The organism is Streptomyces sp. NPDC017225, from assembly GCF_044331465.1.
GTDB lineage: Bacteria > Actinomycetota > Actinomycetes > Streptomycetales > Streptomycetaceae > Streptomyces.
The window spans coordinates 43,304-64,450 of the sequence record NZ_JBIRNE010000022.1; the positions used below are offsets into that span (position 1 = coordinate 43,304).

Sequence of the window (21,147 nt, forward strand, 5' to 3'; positions counted from 1 at the left end):
TCCCGTTACTCTGGGTTGTCCGCGAGGGATCTCGCCGCCCGGGCGCAGTGGGCGAGCGCCCGGCGGGCGTACTCGGGGGACGCGCCCGCGAGTCCGCACGCCGGCGTCACGGTGACCGCCTCCGCGAGAAGCCCCGGATGCAGCCCCAGCCTGCGCCACAGCGTCCTGACCCCCATGACGCTACCGGCAGGGTCTGACAATGCGGTGTCCGTGCCCGGTACGACACCGGCCAGCAGCCGGGTGCCGCCCTCGACGGCCTCGCCGATCACGTCGTCGTCACGCTCGGTGAGGAGTGAGAAGTCGAAGGAGACACCCGCGACGCCGGCCCGGCGCAGCAGGGCGAACGGCACGTCCGGTGCGCAGGAGTGGACCACGACGGGGTCGTCGCCGTGTACCGCGGCGACGTCGCGGAGCGCGGCCTCGACGGCCTGGCGGTCGACGGCCCGGTGGGTGCGGTAGCCGCTGGCGCTCCGTACCCGGCCGCGCAGGACGGCGGTGAGGGACGGCTCGTCCAGCTGGAGCACGATCCCGGCACCGGGCACCCGGCGCCGGACCTCGGCGAGGTGCAGCCGCAGCCCTTCCGCGAGCGAGGCGGCGAGGTCGCGGGACGCGCCGGCGTCGGAGAGGACCGCCTCGCCGTTCCTGAGTTCCAGGGCGGCGGCCAGCGTCCAGGGGCCGACGGCCTGGACCTTCAGCGGCCCCTCGTAGCCCTGGGTGAACTCCTCCAGGGCGTCGAGGTCCTCACCGAGCCAGGCCCGGGCCCGCTTGGTGTCGCGCCCCGGCCGGTCGCCGAGCCGCCAGCCGCTGGGCTCCACGCGCGCGTACAGCTCGACGAGCATCCCGGCGGTGCGGCCGATCATGTCGGCGCCGGGGCCGCGGGCGGGCAGCTCGGGGAGGTGGGGGAAGTCCTCGAAGGTGCCGGTGACGGTCTTGACGGCCTCGCGGGCGTCGTGGCCGGGCAGGGAACCGATGCCGGTGGCGGGGCCGAAGCGCGGGCTGGTCTGGCTGTTGTCGCTCACCCGGCCAGCCTATGCGGCAGGACGCCGCCCGCGCCCCGGCGGGCCGTCACCGCCCCGGGCGCACCGTCAGGTCGTTGACCTCCGCGTCCCTGGGCAGGTCCAGGGCCATCAGGATCGTCGTGGCGACCGACTCGGGGTCGATCCACTTGGTGGGGTCGTACTCCTTGCCCTCCTGCCGGTGCACCTTGGCCTGCATGGGGCTGGTGGTGCGGCCGGGGTAGACCGAGGTGACGCGGACGCCGTTCGCGTGCTCCTCCTGGCGCAGGGAGTCGGCCAGTGCCTTCAGCCCGTGCTTGGAGGCGGCGTACGCGGACCAGCCGGCGTGGGCGTTCAGGCCGGATCCGGAGTTGACGAACAGCACGTGGCCCTGGGCGACGCGCAGCTGGGGCAGGAAGAGACGGGTCAGCTCGGCGGGGGCGATCAGGTTGACGCCCAGCTGGTGGCGCCAGGTCTTCGGGGTGAGGTCGCCGACCGGGCCGAGGTCGACCACGCCGGCGATGTGCAGCAGCGAGTCCACCCGGTCGGGCAGGGTCTGGTGCGAGAAGGCCCAGGAGAGTTTCTCCGGGTCGGCCAGGTCGCCGACCAGCGTCCTGGCGCCGGGGAACGCGGCCGCCAGTTCCTTCGCCCGGCCCGCGTCGCGCGCGTGGAGCACGACCTCGTCGCCGCGCTCGTGCAGGCGGCGGGTGACGGCGGCGCCGATGCCGGAGCCCGCTCCGGTGATCACATGTGTAGCCATGCCGCCATGCTCGCACCACCGCGGCCTCACTCGATGCCCTGGCCCTCCTCCAGGTAGGCGAGCGCCCCGACGGGCTCCTCGGCGAAGAACACCAGCTCGGTGAGGGGGCGGGGCAGGAACCCCTCGTCCTCCATCCGGCGGAACTGCTCCCTGAGCCCGTCGTAGAAGCCCGCCGTGTTGAGCAGGACGACCGGCTTGTCGGTGTGCCCGTGCTTCTTCAGCTCCAGGATCTCCGTGGCCTCGTCCAGCGTGCCGGTGCCGCCCACCATGATCACGACGGCGTCGGCCTTCTCCAGCAGCAGCCGCTTGCGCTCGGCGAGGTCCCGGGCGATCACCATCTCGTCGGCGCCCTCGCGCGCCTTGGCCGCCAGGAAGTCCACCGAGACCCCCAGCAGCCGCCCTCCGGACTCCTGCACGCCGTCGGCGACCACCTTCATCAGCCCGACGTCGGAGCCGCCCCACACCAGGGTGTGACCGCCCCTGCCGAGCAGCTCGGCGAACTCCTTCGCGGGGCGCGTGTAGCGCTCGTCGAGGTCGGCGGCGGAGAGGAAGACGCAGATGTTCATGGGGCAACGGTACGTTCGGCACCCCACGGGGAAGAACCCGGCTTCCGGCCGCGCTGAAGTGACCGGGGCCACTGCCACCGAGGAGGACGATCGTGGGACTCGAAAAGCTCAAGGGACTCAAGGGACACCGCATCACCGTCGAGCGCAGCGACCGGCACGTGCGCGTGGTGCACGGCGGGCAGGTCCTGGCGGAGAGCGACGAGGCACTGGTCCTGCGGGAGACGGGCCTCCCGGAGCGTTACTACCTCCCGCCCCGGGACGTACGCCTCGACCTGCTGACCCCGTCCGACACGCGGACGCACTGCCCCTTCAAGGGCGACGCGTCCTACTGGTCGCTGCCCCAGGCGGCGGACGTCGTCTGGGCGTACCCGGACCCGAAGCCGGAGGTACGGGACATCAAGGACCACCTCTGCTTCTACGAGGTCGAGGTGTCCTGACCGATTCGTGTGTCCCGACCGATCGTCGGCACCTCCGGCTCAGGCCACGCCGGCCGTCGCGCGCGTGGTGGACGCGATCGTCGCCGAGCCGACCACGCGTGTGCCGTCGTACAGCACGATCGCCTGGCCGGGGGCGACGCCGCGCACCGGCTCCGTGAAGGAGACCTCGAGGGACTCGCCGACCAGCTCGGCCCGTACCTCGGTCTCGCCGCCGTGGGCGCGGAGCTGGGCGGTGTAGGTGCCGGGGCCGGTGGGGGCGGCGCCGCACCAGCGGGGCTTGATCGCGCGCAGCGCGTGGACGTCCAGGGAGTCCGCGGGGCCGACGGTCACCGTGTTGGTCACCGGGGAGATGTCCAGGACGTAGCGCGGCTTGCCGTCGGGGGCCGGGGTACCGATCCTGAGGCCCTTGCGCTGGCCGATGGTGTAACCGAACGCGCCTTCGTGGGTGCCGAGCCGGTTGCCCGCCTCGTCGACGATGTCACCCTCGGCCTTGCCGAGCCGGTCGGCCAGGAAGCCCTGGGTGTCGCCGTCGGCGATGAAGCAGATGTCGTGCGAGTCGGGCTTCTTGGCGACCGCCAGGTCCCTGCGCTCGGCCTCCGCGCGGATCTCGTCCTTGGTGGTGAGGGTGTCGCCGAGCGGGAACATCGCGTGCGCGAGCTGCCGGTCGTCCAGCACGCCCAGGACGTAGCTCTGGTCCTTGGCCATGTCGGAGGCGCGGTGCAGCTCGCGCGTGCCGTCGTCCTTGAGGATCACCTTGGCGTAGTGGCCGGTGCAGACGGCGTCGAAGCCGAGGGCGAGCGCCTTGTCGAGCAGCGCGGCGAACTTGATCTTCTCGTTGCAGCGCAGGCAGGGGTTGGGGGTGCGGCCGGCCTCGTACTCGGCGACGAAGTCCTCGACCACGTCCTCCCGGAAGCGGTCGGCGAGGTCCCACACGTAGAACGGGATGCCGATGACGTCCGCGGCGCGGCGGGCGTCCCGCGAGTCCTCGATGGTGCAACAGCCCCGCGCGCCCGTGCGGAAGGACTGCGGGTTCGCGGAGAGCGCGAGGTGGACGCCGGTCACGTCGTGCCCCGCCTCGGCCGCGCGGGCGGCGGCGACGGCGGAGTCGACTCCGCCCGACATGGCGGCGAGGACGCGGAGGGGACGGGTGCGCTGCGGGGTGTCATCAGTCATAGCCCTTCCAGGGTACGGGGAGGCGGGAACCGGAGCCCGCGAGTATGCGTTGTTGATCGCATGGGGGCGAAGCACGAATCCAGAAGCTCATCCACCGGCGGGTCGGCCGGCGAGTCCGCCGGCGGGTCCGCGGGCGGGTCCTCCGGCGGACCCACGGGCAGGCCCGGGGACGCGGACCGGCGCATCGGCCGCCGCGCGCTGATCGTCGGCGGCACGGCGGCGGCCGTGGGCACGGCCGTGCTGGCGCGCGACGAGCTGGCCCGCCTGTGGTGGCGCGTGCCGGGAGTCGAGCGGCCCCGCGAGGAGGGAGTGGTCGACTACGCCGGCGCGAGTTGGGTGGCGGCCTCGGACGAGAACTGGCGGCGTGCCGACCGGCCCGACGACTTCGGTGTCGACATGGTGATCGTCCATGTCACACAGGGCAGTTTCGAGAGTGCGGTCAGGGCCTTCCAGGACCCCGGGCACAAGGCGGCCACCCACTACATCGTCGGGCAGGACGGGCGCGTCACCCAGATGGTCCGCGAGCTGGACGTGGCCTACCAGGCGGGCAACCGCGACTACAACGAACGCAGCGTCGGCATCGAGCACGAGGGCTTCGTGGACCGCCCGCAGGACCTCACCGACGAGATGTACGCGGCCTCGGCGCGGCTGACGGCGGGGATCTGCGCGCGGTACGACATACCCCTGGACCGCGAGCACATCATCGGCCACGTACAGGTGCCCGGCACCGACCACACCGATCCGGGGCCGCACTGGGACTGGGACCGGTACATGAAGCTGGTGCGGCGGGCGGCCACGAGCGCCCCGTCGGGCGGCCCGTCGGGCGGTCCCTCCCGGTCCGGCGCCTAGCCGGGTCTCAGCTCAGTCCCGCCGCGCGGGCGCGTTCCACCGCCGGGCCGATCGCCTTGGCGAGGGCCTCGACGTCGGCCTCGGTGGAGGTGTGGCCCAGCGAGAAGCGCAGGGTGCCGCGGGCCAGGTCGGGATCGGTGCCGGTGGCCAGCAGGACGTGGCTGGGCTGGGCGACGCCGGCGGTGCAGGCCGAGCCGGTGGAGCACTCGATGCCCTGGGCGTCGAGCAGGAGGAGGAGGGAGTCGCCCTCGCAGCCCGGGAAGGTGAAGTGGGCGTTGGCCGGGAGGCGGCCCTCCGGTGCCGGGTCGCCGCCCAGGATGGCGTCCGGGACCGCCGTACGGACGGCGTCGACCAGGTCGTCGCGCAGGGCGCCGATCTCGCGGGCGAACCACTCGCGCTGCCCGGCGGCGAGGCGCCCGGCGACCGCGAAGGAGGCGACGGCGGGGACGTCGAGGGTGCCGGAGCGGACGTGGCGTTCCTGGCCGCCGCCGTGCAGGACCGGTACGGGGCTGTACTCGCGGCCCAGCAGCAGCGCGCCGATGCCGTAGGGGCCGCCGATCTTGTGGCCGGAAACCGTCATGGCGGCGAGCCCGGAGGCGGCGAAGTCGACCGGGAGCTGACCGACGGCCTGGACCGCGTCGGCGTGCAGCGGCACGTCGAACTCGGCGGTCACGTCGGCGAGTTCACGGACCGGCATGATGGTGCCGATCTCGTTGTTGGCCCACATGACGGTGGCGAGGGCCACGTCGGCGGGGTCGCGGGCGATGGCCTCGCGCAGCGCCTCGGGGTGGACGCGGCCGTGGGCATCGACCGGCAGGTACTCGACCCGCGCGCCCTCGTGTTCGCCGAGCCAGTGGACGGCGTCGAGGACGGCGTGGTGCTCGACAGGGCTGGCCAGGACCCGGGTGCGGGCCGGGTCGGCGTCGCGGCGGGCCCAGTACAGGCCCTTGACGGCGAGGTTGTCGGCCTCGGTGCCGCCGGAGGTGAGGACCACCTCGCTGGGGCGGGCGCCGAGGGCTTCGGCAAGGGCCTCGCGGGACTCCTCGACGGTGCGCCGCGCGCGGCGGCCGGACGCGTGGAGGGAGGAGGCGTTGCCGGTGGCGCTCAGGTGCGCGGTGAGTGCCTCGACCGCCTCGGGAAGCATCGGGGTGGTCGCGGCGTGGTCGAGGTAAGCCATGGTGGGGCCGATTCTACGGGGCACTCCCGCCCGGCCTCAGGCCAAGGTTGGCCTCTTCCCCGCACGGCCGTGCGAATGGCGCGCGGATGGCGCTCGCGGAGGGCCCGCGCGGAGGGGCGGGGCTCGTACGGGTACGCGGCGCGGCGCGGCGCGGCGCGGCGCGGCGCGACTCGGCGCGGCTCGGCGCGGCTCACAGACTCCACGACATCGTGTCGTCCGCGGCCATGAACGCCACCAGGACCAACAGGTCCGCGACGCCCAGCCCGAGGCCGAGCAGGGCCCGGCCGCGGCGGGCGGTGCCGCGCCACAGGGCGACGCCCGCCAGCACGATGGCGATCGGGCCGAGGAAGACGTTGAGGACGAGCAGACCGAGCAGGCCGAGGACGAAGGAGGCGACGGCCATGCCGTCGGTGTCCCGGATGCCGGTGCGGCGGGCGGTGGCCGGTGCGGTGAGCTGCATGGTGTTCTCCCTGCCGTGCGTCGGTGCTGTGCGTGTGTGCCGTGCGTCAGCGGGCGGAGGTGCTCCGTCGGCGGCCGTGCCGCTCGCGGAGCGCGAAGACGCCGAGCCAGACGGCGATGACCAGGCCGGCGGCGACGGAGAAGCTGAGCGGCGCGTGGGCGACGGTGCCCAGCACCACGCCGAGGAGCAGGAGTGCGGCGACGAGAAACAGCATGGGGCGAATCCCCCGACCTTTCGTGAACGGTTGCGGTTACAGTTGTTCACTGACTTCCAGCCTAACGCGCGGCACGGCTTTTCAATTTCAGAGAACAGTTGTTGACTGCATGGCATGAGTCACACCGCCGGCGTTCGGCAGGCCCAGAAGCGGAAGACCCGGCAGGCGCTCCTGGACGCGGCCCTCGGGCTGCTGGAGGAGCAGAGCCTGAGCAGCCTGGGCCTGCGCGAGGTCACCCGCGCCGTGGGCGTCGCCCCGACCGCCTTCTACCGGCACTTCCGCTCCACCGCCGATCTCGGCGTGGCGCTGGTCGAGGAGGCGCTGGGCAGCCTGCACCCGATGATCCGGACGACGGTGTCACCGGCCGAGGACAGCGACGAACGCATCGCCCGCGCGGTCGAGCTGATCGCCGGTCACGTGGCCGCGTACCCCGCCCACGTCCGGTTCATCGCGCGCGAGCGGCACGGCGGGGTGCAGCCGGTGCGGGAGGCCATACGGGAGCAACTGGCCCGGTTCGCGGAGGAGGTGAAGGCCGAGCTGGCCAAGGACCCCCTGTCGGTGGGCTGGAGCGACGCCGATCTGCTGATGCTGGCGGGTCTCTACGTCGATCAGATGCTCGCCACGGGCTCCCTGTTCCTGGAAGCCCTGGAGACGCCGGAGGCAGCGGAAGCGGCGGAGGTGGCGGAAGGGCGGGAGGCGGCGGAAGCGGCGCGCCGGAGGGCGGCCGACACCGCGACCCGCCAGATGCGGCTGATCAGCCTCGGCCGCCGGCACTGGCTGGACTGACGGCCGCCCGTGGTCGGCCATCGGCGACCGGCTGTCGGCTGTCGGCTGTCGGCTGTCGGCGACCAGCAACTGGCAACCTGCCGTCGGCCGTCGACCGTCGGCCGTCGGAAGGCACACCGGAGACCAGGCCGCCGAAACCGGGACGCCGGAAGCGGACAGGGACCTCGGCGTCCCGGTGGACGGTACGGCCGGACTTCACGGCTCCGGCGTGCCGCGCGGGGGCGTGGGTCAGCCGAGCCGGACGCGGGCCAGCTGACGGGACTGGGCCACCAGGCGGTCGGCGCTGTCCCAGACCTCCGCGTCCTCCTCGAGGAAGCCGCCGGCCAGGTTGCGGGTGGTGATGGAGACGCGCAGCGGCCCCGGCGCCGGACGGCACCGCACGTGCGCGGTCAGCTCGACCGTGGGGACCCAGCCCTTGAGCCCGAGCTCGAAGGCGGTCGGAGGCAGCGCGTCCACCGCCAGGAGCATCGACAGGGGGTCCGCATCGCGGCCGTCGGCGAGCCCGAACCAGGCCCGCATCTCGCCCCGGCCGGACGGCTTCCCGAGCGCCCAGCCCAGCGTGGCGGGGTCCAGCTTGAGCATCAGCCGGTCGGCGATCGCCGAGCTGCCCTCGACGGGGGCGGGGCCGTCCTCCGGACCGAAGCACTGGTCCATCGGCGGGATCGCCGGCGGCTTCGCCGAGGTGCGGACGTCGTCGGGCAGCGCGTCGAGGTCGCCGTAGGAGGCGAGGACGCGGATGCGCTCCACCTCGTCGCCCTCGTCGTCGTACTGGAAGAGGGAGGCCTGGCCGGTGGAGAGGGTGCGTCCCGTGCGGACGGTCTCGGTGCGTACGACCGCCGGGCCCGGCCGGGAGGCGGTGAGGTAGTGCGCCGAGATGGTGAAGGGGTCGGGGTGCGGGAGGGCGTCCCCGAGGGCGCGGCCCAGGACGGCCAGCAGGTAGCCGCCGTTGACGGCGTTGATGATCGTCCAGCCGGCGGAGAGGTCGATGTCGTAGACACCGGGGGCACGCCGGGTGGCGGTGGTGTCCCGGTCGAACTCGCTGTCGCCGATGGTGGCCCGTATGGCCGCTGCGGAGGCTGCTTCTGGCATGGCTGCACGGTACAACAGACAGGCTACTAAGCGGTAGCTTGTGAATGTCCGGTCAGGGCTTCATCCGCGTTCGCGGAGGTACGCCTCCAGTTCGGCGGCCCCCGACAGCATCGCGCGGCCGCGCGCGGAGACCCGGTCGTGCCAGTCGCGCAGGGTGGCCTCCAGCGGCTCCGGCCCACCGGCGTCCCGCACCTGGGCGATCACGGGGGCGATCTGCTCCAGCAGGTAGCCGCCCCGCCTGAGCTGGTGGGCCAGCCGGGCGTCCCGTACGTCGGCCTCGCCGTAGACGCGGTACCCGGTCAGCGGGTCGCGGCGCGGGCGCACCAGCCCGGCACGCTCCCACTTGCGCAGCGTCGCGGGCCGGATCCCCAGCTCCGCCGCCAGCGGCCCGACGAACGTACCGCCCGGACGGGACGCCACCGCGCTGGGCACGGGCACCTCCGCGTGTGCCAGGTCACGCAGCGCGCTCTCCACGGCCCAAAGTGTCCGCCGGTCGTCGAGCAGCTGGGCGTGGCTCTCGTCGATGAGCCGGTACGCCTCGCCCGCCGCACCCCGGTTCACGGCCCTCATGATCGAGGCCGCCGACCGGTGGCCGTGGCCGGGCAGCAGGGCGAGGAACGCCCCCAGCGCCCGTGCGTGCAGGGAGGTGTAGGTGCGGTAGCCGTGGGCCGTGCGACCGGCGGCTGGAAGGATGCCGGCCTCCTCGTAGTTCCTGACGGCCTGCGTCGACAGACCGTGCCCGCGCGCGAGGTCGATCGGCCTGAGCCTGTCACCGTTTTGAAGCTTTCCGACCATGAGGCGGACTGTAGCGCGGAAAAGTCTCCACCGAAGGTTCAACGATAGCGTTGAGGGCATGGTCACTGGCATCAAGGACACCGTCCACCCCGTCGAGACCGCCGCCGTCATGGGGCTGCTTCCCGCCCGGCCCCGGCTGCTCGCCCTGGGCGAGCCCACCCACGGCGCGGACACTCTGCTCGAAGTGCGCAACGCTCTCTTCCGGCAACTCGTCGAGCAGGAGGGCTACCGGACGGTCGCGATCGAGAGCGACTGCCTGAGGGGCCTGGTCGTGGACGACTACGTCACCTCGGGCACGGGCACCCTCGACGAGGTCATGGAGCGTGGGTTCAGCCACGGCTGGGGCGCGTACGCGGGCAACCGCGAGCTGGTGCGCTGGATGCGCGCCCACAACGAGCGCCTCCACCACGACGGCCGGCCCGCCTCCGAGCGGCTCCGCTTCGCCGGATTCGACGGCCCGCTGGAGATCACCGGCGCCGCGAGCCCCCGCCAGGCCCTCACCGCGCTCCACGCTTGTCTCGCGGCCCGGGTGGACGCGGGCCTGCTCCCGTGCACCGCGGAAACGCTCGACCGCCTGCTCGGCGCCGACGACCGGTGGACCGAGCCCGCCGCGATGTCGGACCCGGCCCGGTCCGTGGGGCGGTCGCCCGAGGCCCGGGAGCTGCGGCTGCTCGCCGACGACCTGGTGTCGCTGCTCGACGAGCAGACGCCGCACCTGCTCGCGGAGACCTCGCGGGACGACTGGGAGCGGGCGGACCTGTACGGGCGTACCGCGACCGGCCTGCTGCGCTACCACCACTGGATGGCCGACGCCTCACCGGCCCGCATGAACCGGCTGCTGGGCCTGCGGGACCGGATGATGGCCGACAACCTCCTCGCGCTCGCCGCCCGGGGCCCGGCCCTCGTCAACGCCCAGAACGCCCATCTCCAGCGGGAGAAGAGTTCGATGCGGATGTGGCAGGGGCCGGTGGAGTGGTGGAGTGCCGGCGCGCTGGTCGGCGCGCGGCTCGGCGAGGAGTACGCCTTCTTCGCCACGGCCCTCGGCACGATCCGGCACCAGGGGGTGGGCACACCACCGCCGGACACCGTCGAGGGGCTCCTGTACGAGCTCCCGGAGGAGAGCTGCGTCGTCGACCCCTCCCGCCTGGCCACCGCTCTCGGCGACCCGCGGCCCGCGGCCCGCGTGTCCCCCTGGTTCGGCTACGCCTCGCTGGACCCGGCCCACCTGGCCTCGATCGACGGGCTGGTGTTCGTCAAGGACGTCGAGGTTCCGGACCGGCGATAGCGCCGCCGGGCCTCACTCCCCCTCCGTCACCGTCGACCGCCGGTTCCAGGCGCGCGGCGCCCGCCAGTGGAACCGCAGGGCGAGCAGGCGCAGGACGAAGGCCGTGAGCACCGCGAGCCCGGTGGTGAACGGGGTGAGGGCGTCGTAGCGGATGCACAGGGCGACCATGGCGGCGCCGACGATCGCCGGGACGGCGTACAGGTCGCGGTCCCAGCGCAGCAGCGAGGGCACCTCGTTGGCCAGCACGTCCCGCAGCACGCCGCCGCCCACCGCGGTGGTCAGGCCCAGGCAGGCGGAGGCGGTCAGGCCGAGCCCGTAGTCGTACGCCTTGACCGTGCCGGCGACGCAGAACAGGCCGAGGCCGGCCGCGTCGAATATGTTCACGCCGGTCTGGAGGCGCTCCACGTGGGGATGGAGGAAGAAGACCAGCAGGGTGGCGAAGAGCGGGGTGATGAAGTACCCCAGGTCCGTGAAGGCCGCGGGCGGTACGGCGCCGATGACCAGGTCCCGGAACAGCCCGCCGCCCAGCGCGGTGACCTCGGCGAGTACGGCGATGCCGAACACGTCGAAGTTCTTGCGCACGGCCAGCAGCGCGCCGGAGATGGCGAAGACGAAGATGCCGACCAGGTCGAGCGTGTGCTGGACGGTAGGGGTGAAGATTTGCTCGTACACCCTTCCATTCTTACCCGACGATGAGCCCCCGCCTTACAAACGAAGGCGGGGGCTCATCGGCAGGGCAAGGTCACTTCCCCGGCTTGCCCGGCTTCCCGGGCTTCCCCGGCTTCCCGGGCTTCCCCTTGGCGGGAGGCTCCTCGTCGGCACTCTCGGCACTCTCGGCGACCTCGGCACTCTCGGCGACCTCGGCACCCGGCTTGTCACCGCTCCCCGTGTCCTCGGTGTCCTCGGTGGCCTCGGTGTCCTCGGCTGCCCCGGCGTCCTTGGTGCGCTCGGCCTCCGCCTCGACCGCCTCGACCTCCGCGGCCACCGCCGCCGAGGTCGCCGCCGACGCCGCCAGCGCCTCCTCGGACACCAGCTCCGCCGCCTCCTTGGCGTCGGAGAGCAGGACGACGTCCTGCGGGGCCTGGTCCTCGAAGTTCTCCGGGTGGTGGCAGGCGACCTGCTGTCCGGGACGCAGCTCCTTCAGCGGCGGCTCGGTCGTCGTGCAGATCTGCGTCGCCTTCCAGCACCGGGTGTGGAAGCGGCACCCGCTCGGCGGGGCGATCGGCGAGGGCACGTCGCCCTTGAGCAGGATGCGCTCGCTCTTGGCCGACTTGCGGGACGGGTCCGGGATCGGGACCGCCGACATCAGCGCCTTGGTGTACGGGTGCATCGGCGTCTTGTAGATCAGGTCGCGGTCGGCCAGCTCCATGATCTTGCCGAGGTACATCACCGCGATCCGGTCCGAGACGTGCCGGACGACGGACAGGTCGTGCGCGATGATCACGTACGTCAGGCCCAGCTCCTGCTGGAGGTCGTCGAGGAGGTTGACGACCTGGGCCTGGATCGACACGTCGAGCGCGGAGACCGGCTCGTCCGCCACGACCAGCTTCGGGTTCAGCGCGAGCGCGCGGGCGATGCCGATGCGCTGGCGCTGACCGCCGGAGAACTCGTGCGGGTAGCGGTTGTAGTGCTCGGGGTTGAGACCGACCACCGACAGCAGCCGCTGCACCTCCTTCTTGACCCCGCCCTCGGGCTCGACGCCCTGGAGGTGGAAGGGTGCGCTGACGATCGTGCCGATGGTGTGGCGCGGGTTCAGCGAGGAGTACGGGTCCTGGAAGATCATCTGCACGTCGCGGCGCAGCGGGCGCATGCCGCCGACCCCGAGGTGGGTGATGTCCTTGCCCTGGAACTCGACCTTGCCGGCGGTCGGCTCCAGGAGCCGGGTGATCAGCCGGCCCATGGTCGACTTGCCGCAGCCGGACTCGCCCACGACGCCGAGGGTCTCGCCGGACTTGACCTCGAAGTCGATGCCGTCGACGGCGCGCACCGCGCCGACCTGGCGCTGCAGCAGGCCCTTCTTGATCGGGAAGTGCTTCTGCAGCCCGGTCACCTTCAGCAGGACCTCGCCGGGGGCGGCGTCCTGGGTGAGGGTGGCGGTGCCAGCGGCCTCGCTCTGTGTGCCGTCGCTCTGCGCAGGGATGGCCACTGCTTCGTCCTTGGCGTTCTCGCTCACAGCTTCGGCGCAATCTCTTCGGTCCAGATACGCTCCCGCTGCTCCTGCGACATGTGGCAGGCGGCCCAGTGCTTGCTGCCGACCTCGGTCAGGTCGGGGCGGACCGTGCGGGTGACGTCGTCCTTGGGCACGTCGGCGTACGGGCAGCGCGGGTTGAAGGCGCAGCCGGACGGGAGGTTGATGAGTGAGGGCGGGGAGCCCTTGACCGGGATGAGGCGTTCCTGCTGGTCGCGGTCGAGCCGCGGCATCGAGCCGAGCAGACCCCAGGTGTAGGGGTGCCGGGGCTCGTAGAACACCTTCTCCGCCGGGCCCCGCTCGACGCACCGGCCGCCGTACATCACCAGCAGGTCGTCGGCGAGTTCGGCGACGACGCCCAGGTCGTGGGTGATGATGATGACCGCGGAGCCGAACTCCGTCTGCAGGTCCCGGATGAGGTCGAGGATCTGCGCCTGGACGGTCACGTCCAGGGCGGTGGTCGGCTCGTCGGCGATGAGCAGCTCGGGGTTGTTGACCAGCGACATCGCGATCATCGCGCGCTGGCGCATACCGCCGGAGAACTCGTGCGGGTAGCTGTCCACCCGCTTGTCCGGCTGCGGGATGCCGACGCGGTCCAGCATCTCCACGGCACGGCGCTTGGCGGTCTTCTTGTCCACCTTGTGGTGGATGCGGTACGCCTCCACGATCTGCTGGCCGATCGTGTAGTACGGGTGCAGCGCGGACAGCGGATCCTGGAAGATCATCGCCATCTCACGGCCGCGCAGCTTGCGCACGTGGTCCGGGTCGGCGGACAGCAGCTCGGTGCCGTCCAGCCAGATCTCGCCCGAGATCTGCGCCTTGCGCCTGCCGTACTGGCCGGCGGTGTGCAGGCCCATGATGCCGAGCGAGGTCACCGACTTGCCGGAACCGGACTCGCCCACGATGCCGAGGGTCTTGCCCTTCTCCAGCTGGAAGCTGAGCCCGTCGACGGACTTGACCAGCCCGTCGTCGGTCGGGAAGTGCACCTTCAGGTCGCGTACTTCCAGGAAGGCCTTCGGCGCGGGCGAGGTGCCGGTGGGCTCGCCCACGGCGGCTCCGCTCTTGCTGAGGTCGGTCATGCGAGCCTCACTCGGGGGTCGATCACGGCGTACAGGACGTCCACCACGAGGTTGGCGATCAGCACCGCGAGAGAAGTGATCAGGACGACGCCAAGGATAAAGGGCAGGTCCTGGTTCTGGATCGCGTCCAGGACCTTCTGGCCGAGGCCGGGGAGGCTGAACGTGGTCTCGGTCAGGATCGCGCCGCCCATGAGGGCGCCGAGGTCCATGCCGAGCATGGTGAGCAGGGGGGTCAGGGTCGACCGCATGGCGTGCTTGCGGATGACGACCTGTTCCTTGAGGCCCTTGGCGCGCGCGGTGCGGATGTAGTCCTCGCCGAGGATCTCCATCATGGTGGCCCGGGTGATCCGGGCGTACATCGCGGCGTACAGGAAGGCCAGGGTGACCCAGGGAAGGATCATGCCGCCGACCCAGCCGGTGAAGCTCTCCTCCAGGGGTACGAACTCACCGTTGATCCAGCCCAGCCCGTAGGAGAAGACCGCGAGGCTGACCAGACCGGTGAAGTAGATGGGGAGGGAGACGCCCGCCAGCGCGACGACCATCGCGCCGCGGTCCCACAGGGTGCCCCGCTTGAGGGCGGAGAGCACACCGGCGGCGAGACCGAAGATCAGCCACAGCACGGCCGCGCCGAGCGCGAGAGCCAGGGTCACCGGGAAACGCTCGGTGAGCACCGGCCAGACGGACTGCTCGGTACGGAAGGAGTAGCCGAAGCACGGCGCGGAGCAGTTGGTGACGTCACCGCCGGCCGCGTAGGTGCGACCCGCGAAGATGCCCTTGAAGAACTCCCAGGCCTGGACGTAGACCGGCTCGGCCAGGCCCAGCTTCTCCCGCACCCCTTCGACGGCGGCGGGGTCCGCCTGCTTGCCGACGAAGCTCAGGGCGATGTCGACGCCCGCCCACTTGGGGACGAGGAAGAAGATGCCGAAGACCACCAGAATGATGACGACGAGCATCACAGCGGCGGCGAACAGCCGCCTGATGAGGTAAGCGAGCACGGGTTGCGGCCCGCTGCGGACCAGGGCCGCCGGAGATCGTCCGGCGGCCCGCGGTCACGCCGCGCCGGCCTTCACCTGCCTTTCGTGCCGTACGGCGGGTGTACCGGTTACTTCTGCGGGTTCTTCAGGCCGAGGTTGACGAAGTCGTACATACCGCTGTAAGCGTCGGTCGTGTACACGTTCGCCAGCCGGGGGGAGCGCCAGTTGATGAACTTCTCGAAGACGAAGGGCAGGTAGTACGCGCCCTCCATGATCTTGTGGTTGATCTCCGTGGCGATCTTCTCCTTGCCCGCGCTGTCCTTCTGCGTCAGGTAGTCGGCGAAGAGACCGTCGATCTTCGGGTCGTCGATCATCGCGAAGTTGTTGTTCGCGCTGTCGAGGATGTAGTCGCTGTGCCACAGCGGCAGACCGTAGCCCTGCACGGACGGGAAGTCCGGGCCCCAGCCCATGATGATGATGCCGTAGCCCTTCTTCTTCACGTTCGTGGGGCTACCGATGACGCTGGCGTACTGCGAACCGTCGTACTGGTCGATCTCGACGTCGATGCCGACCTTCTTCAGCGACGCCTGGAGGGACTCGGCGGTGGCCACCTCGACCGGCTTGTTGTTGCGGACCGCGATGGTGGTCTTGAAGCCGTTCGGCTTGCCGCAGGCCTTCAGCTCTTCCTTGGCCTTCTCGACGTTGCCGTTCTTGTTGTCGGTGGCCATCTTGTACGGGTCGTACTTCTGGCCCTCGGAGCCCGGGACGGCCGGCGGCAGCATGTTGGTGCCGATGTCGCCACCGGCGACCGGGCCGCCGCGCGCGGTCTGCAGCGAGACGTGGTCGGCCCCGTAGAGCACGGCCTTGCGGCAGTGGATGTCGTTGAACGGCTCCACGTTCTGCGGGAACGAGGCGTACCGGATGTAACCCGAGACCGGGTTGTCCAGGTTGCCCTTGTGCTCCTTCAGGGCGGTGGTGCGGCCCTGCGGGGACAGACCGGTCTGGGCCAGGTCCAGGTCGTAGTCGCCGGCGATCAGGCGGGCGTCCAGGTCGTTGGCGTTGGAGAAGAACTTGATCGAGATCTTGTCCGGGTACGCCTTGCGGACCGGGTCCGACTCCTGCTTCCACTCCGGGTTGCGGACCAGGATCAGGTCCTTGTTCGGGCTGTAGGACTCGAACTTGTACGGGCCCGAGGAGAACGGACGCAGGCCGTACTTGGACTTGGTGTCCTTGTCCTGGCGGACCGGGGACGCCGAGGTCAGCGCGAGCATCTCCTCGAAGTCCGAGTTGGCCTGCGGCAGCTTGAAGACGATGGTCTTGTCGTCCGGCGTCTCGATCGCCTTCAGACCCAGCTTGTCCTTGGACTTGTCCTTGTACGGACCCTGGTACTCGTCCTTCGGGTCGAGCACCTCCTTCAGGTACGTCGGACCGCCGGACAGCACGTCCTGCGCCCAGACGCGCTCGATGCCGTACTTGACGTCCTTGGAGGTGATCGGCTTGCCGTCCTCCCAGGTGACGCCGTCACGCAGGGTGTACGTGTAGGTCTTGCCGTCTTCCGAGACCTTGGCGACGTCGGTGGCGAGGTCGGGGGTGACCTCGGCGCCGGTCTTGCCCGGCTCCGTCTTGTTCGTGACGAGCTGGCGGCTGTAGTAGCGGGAGAAGTTCCACATGAAGCCGTAGTAGCCGCGCGTGGTGTCCCACGAGTCGGCGTCCTGCGTGCTGGCGAACTTCAGCTCGCCGCCCTTCTTGGCCTCGGAGGCCTGAAGGACCTTGTTGTTGGCCGCGTCGAAGGTGGCCGCGCCGTTCTTCGAGCCGCCGCCGTTGCCGCCGTCGTCGCCGCCGCCGCCGCACGCCGCCGTGGTCAGCAGCGCGGCGACCACTGCGGCAGCGGCCAAAGCCTGCTTGCGCCGCCCTGAGGTGCGTTGGGTAGTCACGATCTCGGATCCTCCGGATTAGATGAGAGACCCCGTGCGGGAACCACGGGTCGCTTGCCGGTACGGCAGGTCAGCGGGAGCCCTTCGGGTCCAGCGCGTCGCGCACGCCGTCGCCGAAGAGGTTGAAGGCAAGAACGGTGATGAAGATCGCCACACCGGGGACCACCATGTACATGGGGTCCGACTTGTAGTAGTCGATCGCGCTCGAGAGCATCTGCCCCCAGGACGAGGTGGGCGGCTTGACGCCCACGCCCAGGAAGCTGAGTGCCGCCTCGGTGAGGATGTTGGTGGGGATCATCATCGTGGTGTAGACGATGATCGGCGCCACCAGGTTGGGCAGCAGTTCCTTGAACAGGATGTAGAACCGTCCGGCCCCCAGGGACCGGGCCGCCTCGACGTACTCCCGTTCACGCATCGAGAGTGTCTGGCCGCGGACCACGCGACCGATGTAGGGCCAGCCGAAGAAGCCGATGACCAGGATCATCATGAGCAGTCGCACGCCCGTGCCGCTCAGACCGAGCATGTTGTCGGGCATGACGGAGACCAGCGCGATGATGAACAGCAGCTGCGGGAAGGCCAGCAGGCCGTCCATGACGCGGCTGATGAGGGCGTCGACCCAGCCGCCGAAGAAGCCGGCCAGGACACCCAGGACGGTGCCGATGACCACGGCGACCAACGCGGACAGGAAGCCGACGAGCAGCGAGATCCGGGCGCCGTGGACGATGCGGGCGAAGACGTCGCGGCCGTTGACCGGTTCGACGCCCAGCCAGTGCTCGCCGCTGATCCCGCCCAGGGACCCCACGGGGGTGCCGAACAGCGGGTCGATCTTGTCCTCGTTGAAGGCGTTGGGATCCTGCCCGTAGAGGGACGTGATCATGGGCGCGAACACCGCGATCACGATGAGGACGAGCACCACGATTCCGCCCGTCAGGGCAAGCTTGTCCCGTTTCAGGCGCTCCCAGGCGATCCGGCCCAGGGAACGCCCCTGTACCGCCTTGGCGTCGGCGCCGGCAACCGCCGCTTCCTCGGCAGCACTTGGGGCCGCTTCCGCGGTCGGCTCGTGCAATGGTGCCGTCATCTGGCAGGGACCCCTCTCAACCGGCGGTAGCCGGCCCGCACTTGCCGCTGTAGCGGCGTGATCAGTCCGTCGTACACAGGAGCGAGCAACCACCCCTCGTTTCGGGAGTCTTCAACGCTTTGGCGATCTGTAGCCAGACTTGAAGGGGAATGGATGCGTAACCGTGATGCTGTTTGAGGTGTTCCGTTATCCGGACACTGGGTAACGGGGGCCGGACGTGGACGAGTTGGGACATCGAGGACGGATCGGGATCTTGCACCGTTGTCTACGCGCGAAGATGTCCCCCGGGCTGTCCCCCGACACCGACGGGACGAGTCCGCGACGGGTCAGTACCGTCCCTGGGCCGGAGGGTATCCGTATCCGCCCGCCGGTGCCTGGGCGGGGGCGGCCGCGTGGGCCTCACGGTCGTAGAAGGGGCGGGCGTGGGCCCGCAGCCACATGGCGACCGGGTCATGGGTGTCGGTCATCGCCACCGTCGACACCGGCAGCCCGTCCGGCACCGCGCCGACGGACTGCTGCATCATCCCGCGCACCGCGTCGACGGCGGGCGGCGACGTGTCGTACACGTCGAGACCGATGGCCAGATACGGCGCTCCCAGCGCCGGCTGCACCCAGGCGCGGCGCAGCGCGCGGACCGCCGCGGTGCGGTGGGCGTTCTGCGCGAGCAGGGCGTAGAACTGGGGGATCTCGATGGCCGGTTCGGACAGGCGCAGCGGGCCCGCCGGCTGGCGGTCCAGGCCGGAGGCGATGCGGCGCAGGTCCAGCCAGGGGATGCCGACACCGCCGCCGGGGGCGTGCGGGTTGAGCCACAGGCCGAAGTGGTCCGGATAGAGGGCGCGGGCGACCTCCAGGCCGTCGACCACCTCGTACGACCGGTTCCAGCCACTGGCGGACAGCTCCTGGGCGGAGGTGACGCAGGGCGCGTAGCCGTAGCCGTCGACCTCCATGTTCCCGTACTGGGCGTCCGGGGAGCCGGCCTGGCCGTGCCAGAGCAGCATCCAGACCTGGCCGGAAGTGGGGGTGGCGAGCGCGCGCAGCAGGGCCTCGTAGGCGTCGTAGCGCCCGGGCGTCACCTGGCGCAGCATGTGCTCGACCTGTCCGGTCGTGGTGCCGCTGGCGCTCACGCGTATCGCCCCTTCGAGAAGTTCCCCGGTTGTGAAACCAGCTTAAGGCTCCGCGGACCGGGGGCGCCTACGAGCTCGGGGGGTGCGGTTGTCTTGCGTCTGCGGCGCCGCTGTGGCTTGTCGCGCCCACGCGGCGGAGCCGCACGCCGATACAGCCCCGCGCCCCTGGCCGGCGCCCACGAGTTCCCTCGACCGCCTACAAGTCCTGGTCGTAGAACGGGCGGACGTTGGCCCGCATCCAGTCGCAGACCGGGTCCTGGGCCGCCTCCAGGAGGACGAGGTTGACCTGCGTCTTCAGGGGTGCCTTGGCCAGGGCCCGGCCGAGGGCGTCCAGAGGGAGGGCGCGGGCGTCGCCCTCCCAGTGGGCGAGTTCGACGCCGACGAACATGACGGGGTCGGCGGTCTCGATGGTGGCGAGGCAGCGGCGAGCGGTGCGCACGACGCCGACGGCGGCGAACTCGGCGGAGGCCGCGGCCAGGAACTCCACCGGGTCGTCCTGCCAGTCCGGCTCGAAGAGGCGGACCCTGCCACCTGACGCGGGCCCGTCCAGCGGGGTGCGGCCGGCCCGGCTCAGCTCGGCCACGGCCTGCGGCGGCAGCGGGACGCCCACCACACCCTCCGGGTTCACGGCGATGCCGATCTGCGGGGGAAGGCCGCGGGCGAACTCCGCGGCGGGGGCGACGGTGTACGCCATCTGCGCGCCGGCGACCTGGCGGAACTGCTCCTCGGAGCTGAACACCGGTACGTAGGCCTGGCCGTCGACCTCCAGGGAGGGCAGGTCGAGGGGGCCGCTGTGCGGGCCGCCGCCGTTCGGCAGGGGGATCCACACGAAGCTGCGGCCGAGCACCTCCACGATCCGGCCGCCGGCGCCCGGCACGCCGAGGGAGGCGGACAGCACCTCCTCCAGCTCGTTGCCGGGCCACCCGCCGTGCGGGTGGGGGTGCGCCTGTGCCGGGAAGTCCATCTGCCTACCTACCGCCTGCCTGGTACCGCTGCTGTGGCTGAAAAGGCTAACCCGTCCGGCCCGGCTGCCCCAGGGCCCGTCCCGGACGTCGAAGCGCGGACCGGTGCTCGGTGCTCGGTGCTCGGGCTGAACCCTTGGGACCCGTCCTTGGGAGGGCCCCTGGGGCGGGCCCCCGGGAACGGCCCCTTGGGCGCGTCACCCCGTGAAGGCGATCCGGTGGAGCGTGTCCGCCGCCGCCCGGTCCAGGAGCACCGCCGAGGCGCAGCCGGCGGGCAGGGTGCCCTCGGCCACCGCCCGCAGCAGGCGGGTGTTGGCCGAGCGGTGGCGCAGGAACGCGTACCGCGACACGCCCCGGCCGCGCTCGCGCTGGCCGGCCAGGGCGTCGTCGGCGTCCACGTCGAGCAGCAGCAGGTGCAGGGTGCCGTCGCGGCGGCGGGCCTCGCGGGCCAGCCAGCCGCGCACCCAGGCCTGGGTGCCGCAGTCGTGCACGACGACGCCCTCGCCGGAGCGCAGCGCGCGGCGCAGGCCGGCGTAGTGGGCGAGGCGGACGAGGGGGCGGTAGAGCCCGTACGGCAGTAAGCGCGGCATGCGCTGGTCCCAGCGGTCCCGGGTGTCCTGGGAGTCGATGCGCGCCCCGCGCACGGTGCGCTTCATCAGTGTGGACTTGCCGCTGCCGGGCAGGCCGGTGATCACCACCAGGTCCCGGGGTCCGAAGAGCAGGGCGTGCGGGCTGCGGCCCTTCCGGTCCCGCAGGTCGCGGACGACGGGTGCGGGCAGTTCGGCGCACGCCTCCGGTGCCGGGGCGACGGGCTGCTTGGGCAGCGCGAGACCCGAGGTCGTGGCGTACGCCGTGGTCCTGTTCACCGTGGTCGTCCTCCCCTGGGGCGGTTCACGAGTCACCATCCCCGTCGAGTGTAAAGAGAAGGTAATGCGCAGGTCTCGCGTTTTCGTGCGCTTACTGCCACAAGCCGGTTACAGATAGCTGTCTGCCCACGAACGGGCGGGGCGTGCAATGATGGCGGCGCCAACTGCATACCGGCCGTTTGAATCCGCGCGGGAGAGTCCCCGGCCGTCGCCGGGGCGCCGAAGGAGCAAGTCCCTCCCTTGAATCTCTCAGGCCCCGTTACCGCGCGGGCGAGGCACATCTGAAAAGCGGGCCGCCGCTCGACGGCTGCCCCACCCAAGGTGCAAGTCCTGACCGCCGTGCTCCGGTGGTCGTG

22 protein-coding genes and 1 riboswitch are annotated in these 21,147 nt (G+C 71.4%); of the genes, 4 read left to right on the forward strand and 18 right to left on the reverse strand.

The window, feature by feature from the left end; genetic code table 11:
* Nucleotides 1-5: 5 nt before the first annotated feature.
* Genes ACH4NX_RS32830 through ACH4NX_RS32840 form a run of 3 tightly spaced genes read right to left on the reverse strand, consistent with a single transcriptional unit; the run spans nucleotide 6 to nucleotide 2,321 of the window.
* Nucleotides 6-1,019, reverse strand: coding sequence for a methionine synthase (locus tag ACH4NX_RS32830; protein ID WP_398129715.1), 1,014 nt, complete (start codon nucleotides 1,017-1,019; stop codon nucleotides 6-8).
* Nucleotides 1,020-1,065: 46 nt separating this feature from the next.
* Nucleotides 1,066-1,755: an SDR family oxidoreductase gene (locus tag ACH4NX_RS32835; RefSeq protein WP_351400233.1), complete on the reverse strand. Its 690-nt coding sequence runs from the start codon at nucleotides 1,753-1,755 to the stop codon at nucleotides 1,066-1,068.
* 26 nt (nucleotides 1,756-1,781) lie between these two features.
* Nucleotides 1,782-2,321 carry a TIGR00730 family Rossman fold protein gene (locus tag ACH4NX_RS32840; protein WP_351400232.1) on the reverse strand — a complete coding sequence of 180 codons (540 nt, stop codon included), beginning with the start codon at nucleotides 2,319-2,321 and terminating at the stop codon, nucleotides 1,782-1,784.
* A 92-nt stretch (nucleotides 2,322-2,413) separates the two neighbouring features.
* Between ACH4NX_RS32840 and ACH4NX_RS32845 the strand changes: the two genes are divergently transcribed.
* On the forward strand, nucleotides 2,414-2,758 hold the full coding sequence (locus ACH4NX_RS32845) for a DUF427 domain-containing protein (RefSeq protein WP_398129716.1): 345 nt from the start codon (nucleotides 2,414-2,416) through the stop codon (nucleotides 2,756-2,758).
* Between the two features lie 39 nt (nucleotides 2,759-2,797).
* Here ACH4NX_RS32845 and mnmA read toward each other — a convergent pair whose 3' ends face one another.
* The gene (gene mnmA / locus ACH4NX_RS32850) at nucleotides 2,798-3,931 is read right to left on the reverse strand and encodes a tRNA 2-thiouridine(34) synthase MnmA (RefSeq protein ID WP_351400230.1); all 1,134 of its coding nucleotides are present in this window, start codon (nucleotides 3,929-3,931) and stop codon (nucleotides 2,798-2,800) included.
* Nucleotides 3,932-3,991: 60 nt separating this feature from the next.
* On the opposite strand from mnmA, the gene ACH4NX_RS32855 reads away from it, so the two are divergent.
* Nucleotides 3,992-4,780 carry an N-acetylmuramoyl-L-alanine amidase gene (locus ACH4NX_RS32855; protein ID WP_398129717.1) on the forward strand — a complete coding sequence of 263 codons (789 nt, stop codon included), beginning with the start codon at nucleotides 3,992-3,994 and terminating at the stop codon, nucleotides 4,778-4,780.
* Between the two features lie 7 nt (nucleotides 4,781-4,787).
* On the opposite strand, the gene ACH4NX_RS32860 is transcribed toward ACH4NX_RS32855, so the two are convergent.
* The 3 genes from ACH4NX_RS32860 to ACH4NX_RS32870 form a co-directional block, all read right to left on the reverse strand.
* A complete protein-coding gene (locus tag ACH4NX_RS32860) occupies nucleotides 4,788-5,957 on the reverse strand; it encodes a cysteine desulfurase family protein (RefSeq protein WP_398129718.1) in 1,170 nt (389 codons plus the stop codon).
* A 190-nt stretch (nucleotides 5,958-6,147) separates the two neighbouring features.
* Nucleotides 6,148-6,417: a DUF4190 domain-containing protein gene (locus ACH4NX_RS32865; protein ID WP_351400226.1), complete on the reverse strand. Its 270-nt coding sequence runs from the start codon at nucleotides 6,415-6,417 to the stop codon at nucleotides 6,148-6,150.
* Between the two features lie 46 nt (nucleotides 6,418-6,463).
* Nucleotides 6,464-6,631, reverse strand: a complete 168-nt coding sequence (locus ACH4NX_RS32870) for a hypothetical protein (RefSeq protein ID WP_351400225.1) — start codon at nucleotides 6,629-6,631, stop codon at nucleotides 6,464-6,466.
* Between the two features lie 114 nt (nucleotides 6,632-6,745).
* On the opposite strand from ACH4NX_RS32870, the gene ACH4NX_RS32875 reads away from it, so the two are divergent.
* Complete coding sequence (locus tag ACH4NX_RS32875) at nucleotides 6,746-7,417, forward strand: TetR family transcriptional regulator (protein ID WP_351400224.1); 672 nt, start codon at nucleotides 6,746-6,748, stop codon at nucleotides 7,415-7,417.
* 228 nt (nucleotides 7,418-7,645) lie between these two features.
* Here the strand turns inward: ACH4NX_RS32875 and ACH4NX_RS32880 are convergent, their stop codons facing one another.
* Complete coding sequence (locus ACH4NX_RS32880; protein WP_398129719.1) at nucleotides 7,646-8,506, reverse strand: thioesterase family protein; 861 nt, start codon at nucleotides 8,504-8,506, stop codon at nucleotides 7,646-7,648.
* 60 nt (nucleotides 8,507-8,566) lie between these two features.
* Nucleotides 8,567-9,301: a TioE family transcriptional regulator gene (locus ACH4NX_RS32885; protein WP_398129720.1), complete on the reverse strand. Its 735-nt coding sequence runs from the start codon at nucleotides 9,299-9,301 to the stop codon at nucleotides 8,567-8,569.
* 58 nt (nucleotides 9,302-9,359) lie between these two features.
* Here ACH4NX_RS32885 and ACH4NX_RS32890 point away from each other — a divergent pair, with 58 nt between their 5' ends.
* A complete protein-coding gene (locus ACH4NX_RS32890; RefSeq protein ID WP_398129721.1) occupies nucleotides 9,360-10,586 on the forward strand; it encodes an erythromycin esterase family protein in 1,227 nt (408 codons plus the stop codon).
* Between the two features lie 12 nt (nucleotides 10,587-10,598).
* Here ACH4NX_RS32890 and ACH4NX_RS32895 read toward each other — a convergent pair whose 3' ends face one another.
* The 9 genes from ACH4NX_RS32895 to ACH4NX_RS32935 all read right to left on the reverse strand — a co-directional run bounded on the left by ACH4NX_RS32895 (nucleotide 10,599) and on the right by ACH4NX_RS32935 (nucleotide 20,791).
* On the reverse strand, nucleotides 10,599-11,258 hold the full coding sequence (locus tag ACH4NX_RS32895; RefSeq protein WP_398129722.1) for a trimeric intracellular cation channel family protein: 660 nt from the start codon (nucleotides 11,256-11,258) through the stop codon (nucleotides 10,599-10,601).
* A gap of 70 nt (nucleotides 11,259-11,328) precedes the next feature.
* Nucleotides 11,329-12,732, reverse strand: a complete 1,404-nt coding sequence (locus tag ACH4NX_RS32900) for an ABC transporter ATP-binding protein (protein WP_398129723.1) — start codon at nucleotides 12,730-12,732, stop codon at nucleotides 11,329-11,331.
* Between the two features lie 23 nt (nucleotides 12,733-12,755).
* Nucleotides 12,756-13,853: an ABC transporter ATP-binding protein gene (locus ACH4NX_RS32905; protein WP_279561856.1), complete on the reverse strand. Its 1,098-nt coding sequence runs from the start codon at nucleotides 13,851-13,853 to the stop codon at nucleotides 12,756-12,758.
* Nucleotides 13,850-14,848: an ABC transporter permease gene (locus ACH4NX_RS32910; RefSeq protein WP_398129724.1), complete on the reverse strand. Its 999-nt coding sequence runs from the start codon at nucleotides 14,846-14,848 to the stop codon at nucleotides 13,850-13,852. The genes ACH4NX_RS32905 and ACH4NX_RS32910 overlap by 4 nt, the downstream gene beginning before the upstream one ends.
* A 107-nt stretch (nucleotides 14,849-14,955) precedes the next feature.
* Nucleotides 14,956-16,761 (reverse strand): ABC transporter substrate-binding protein, encoded by a 1,806-nt coding sequence (locus ACH4NX_RS32915; RefSeq protein ID WP_398129725.1) that lies wholly within the window; start codon nucleotides 16,759-16,761, stop codon nucleotides 14,956-14,958.
* Nucleotides 16,762-16,831: 70 nt separating this feature from the next.
* A complete protein-coding gene (locus ACH4NX_RS32920; protein ID WP_279561853.1) occupies nucleotides 16,832-17,839 on the reverse strand; it encodes an ABC transporter permease in 1,008 nt (335 codons plus the stop codon).
* Nucleotides 17,840-18,165: 326 nt separating this feature from the next.
* The gene (locus tag ACH4NX_RS32925; protein ID WP_351400215.1) at nucleotides 18,166-18,963 is read right to left on the reverse strand and encodes an enhanced serine sensitivity protein SseB C-terminal domain-containing protein; all 798 of its coding nucleotides are present in this window, start codon (nucleotides 18,961-18,963) and stop codon (nucleotides 18,166-18,168) included.
* Between the two features lie 196 nt (nucleotides 18,964-19,159).
* A complete protein-coding gene (locus ACH4NX_RS32930) occupies nucleotides 19,160-19,927 on the reverse strand; it encodes an enhanced serine sensitivity protein SseB (protein ID WP_351400213.1) in 768 nt (255 codons plus the stop codon).
* A 195-nt stretch (nucleotides 19,928-20,122) separates the two neighbouring features.
* Nucleotides 20,123-20,791: an AAA family ATPase gene (locus ACH4NX_RS32935; RefSeq protein WP_398129726.1), complete on the reverse strand. Its 669-nt coding sequence runs from the start codon at nucleotides 20,789-20,791 to the stop codon at nucleotides 20,123-20,125.
* A 180-nt stretch (nucleotides 20,792-20,971) separates the two neighbouring features.
* Nucleotides 20,972-21,066, forward strand: a riboswitch (glycine riboswitch).
* Nucleotides 21,067-21,147 lie beyond the last annotated feature (81 nt).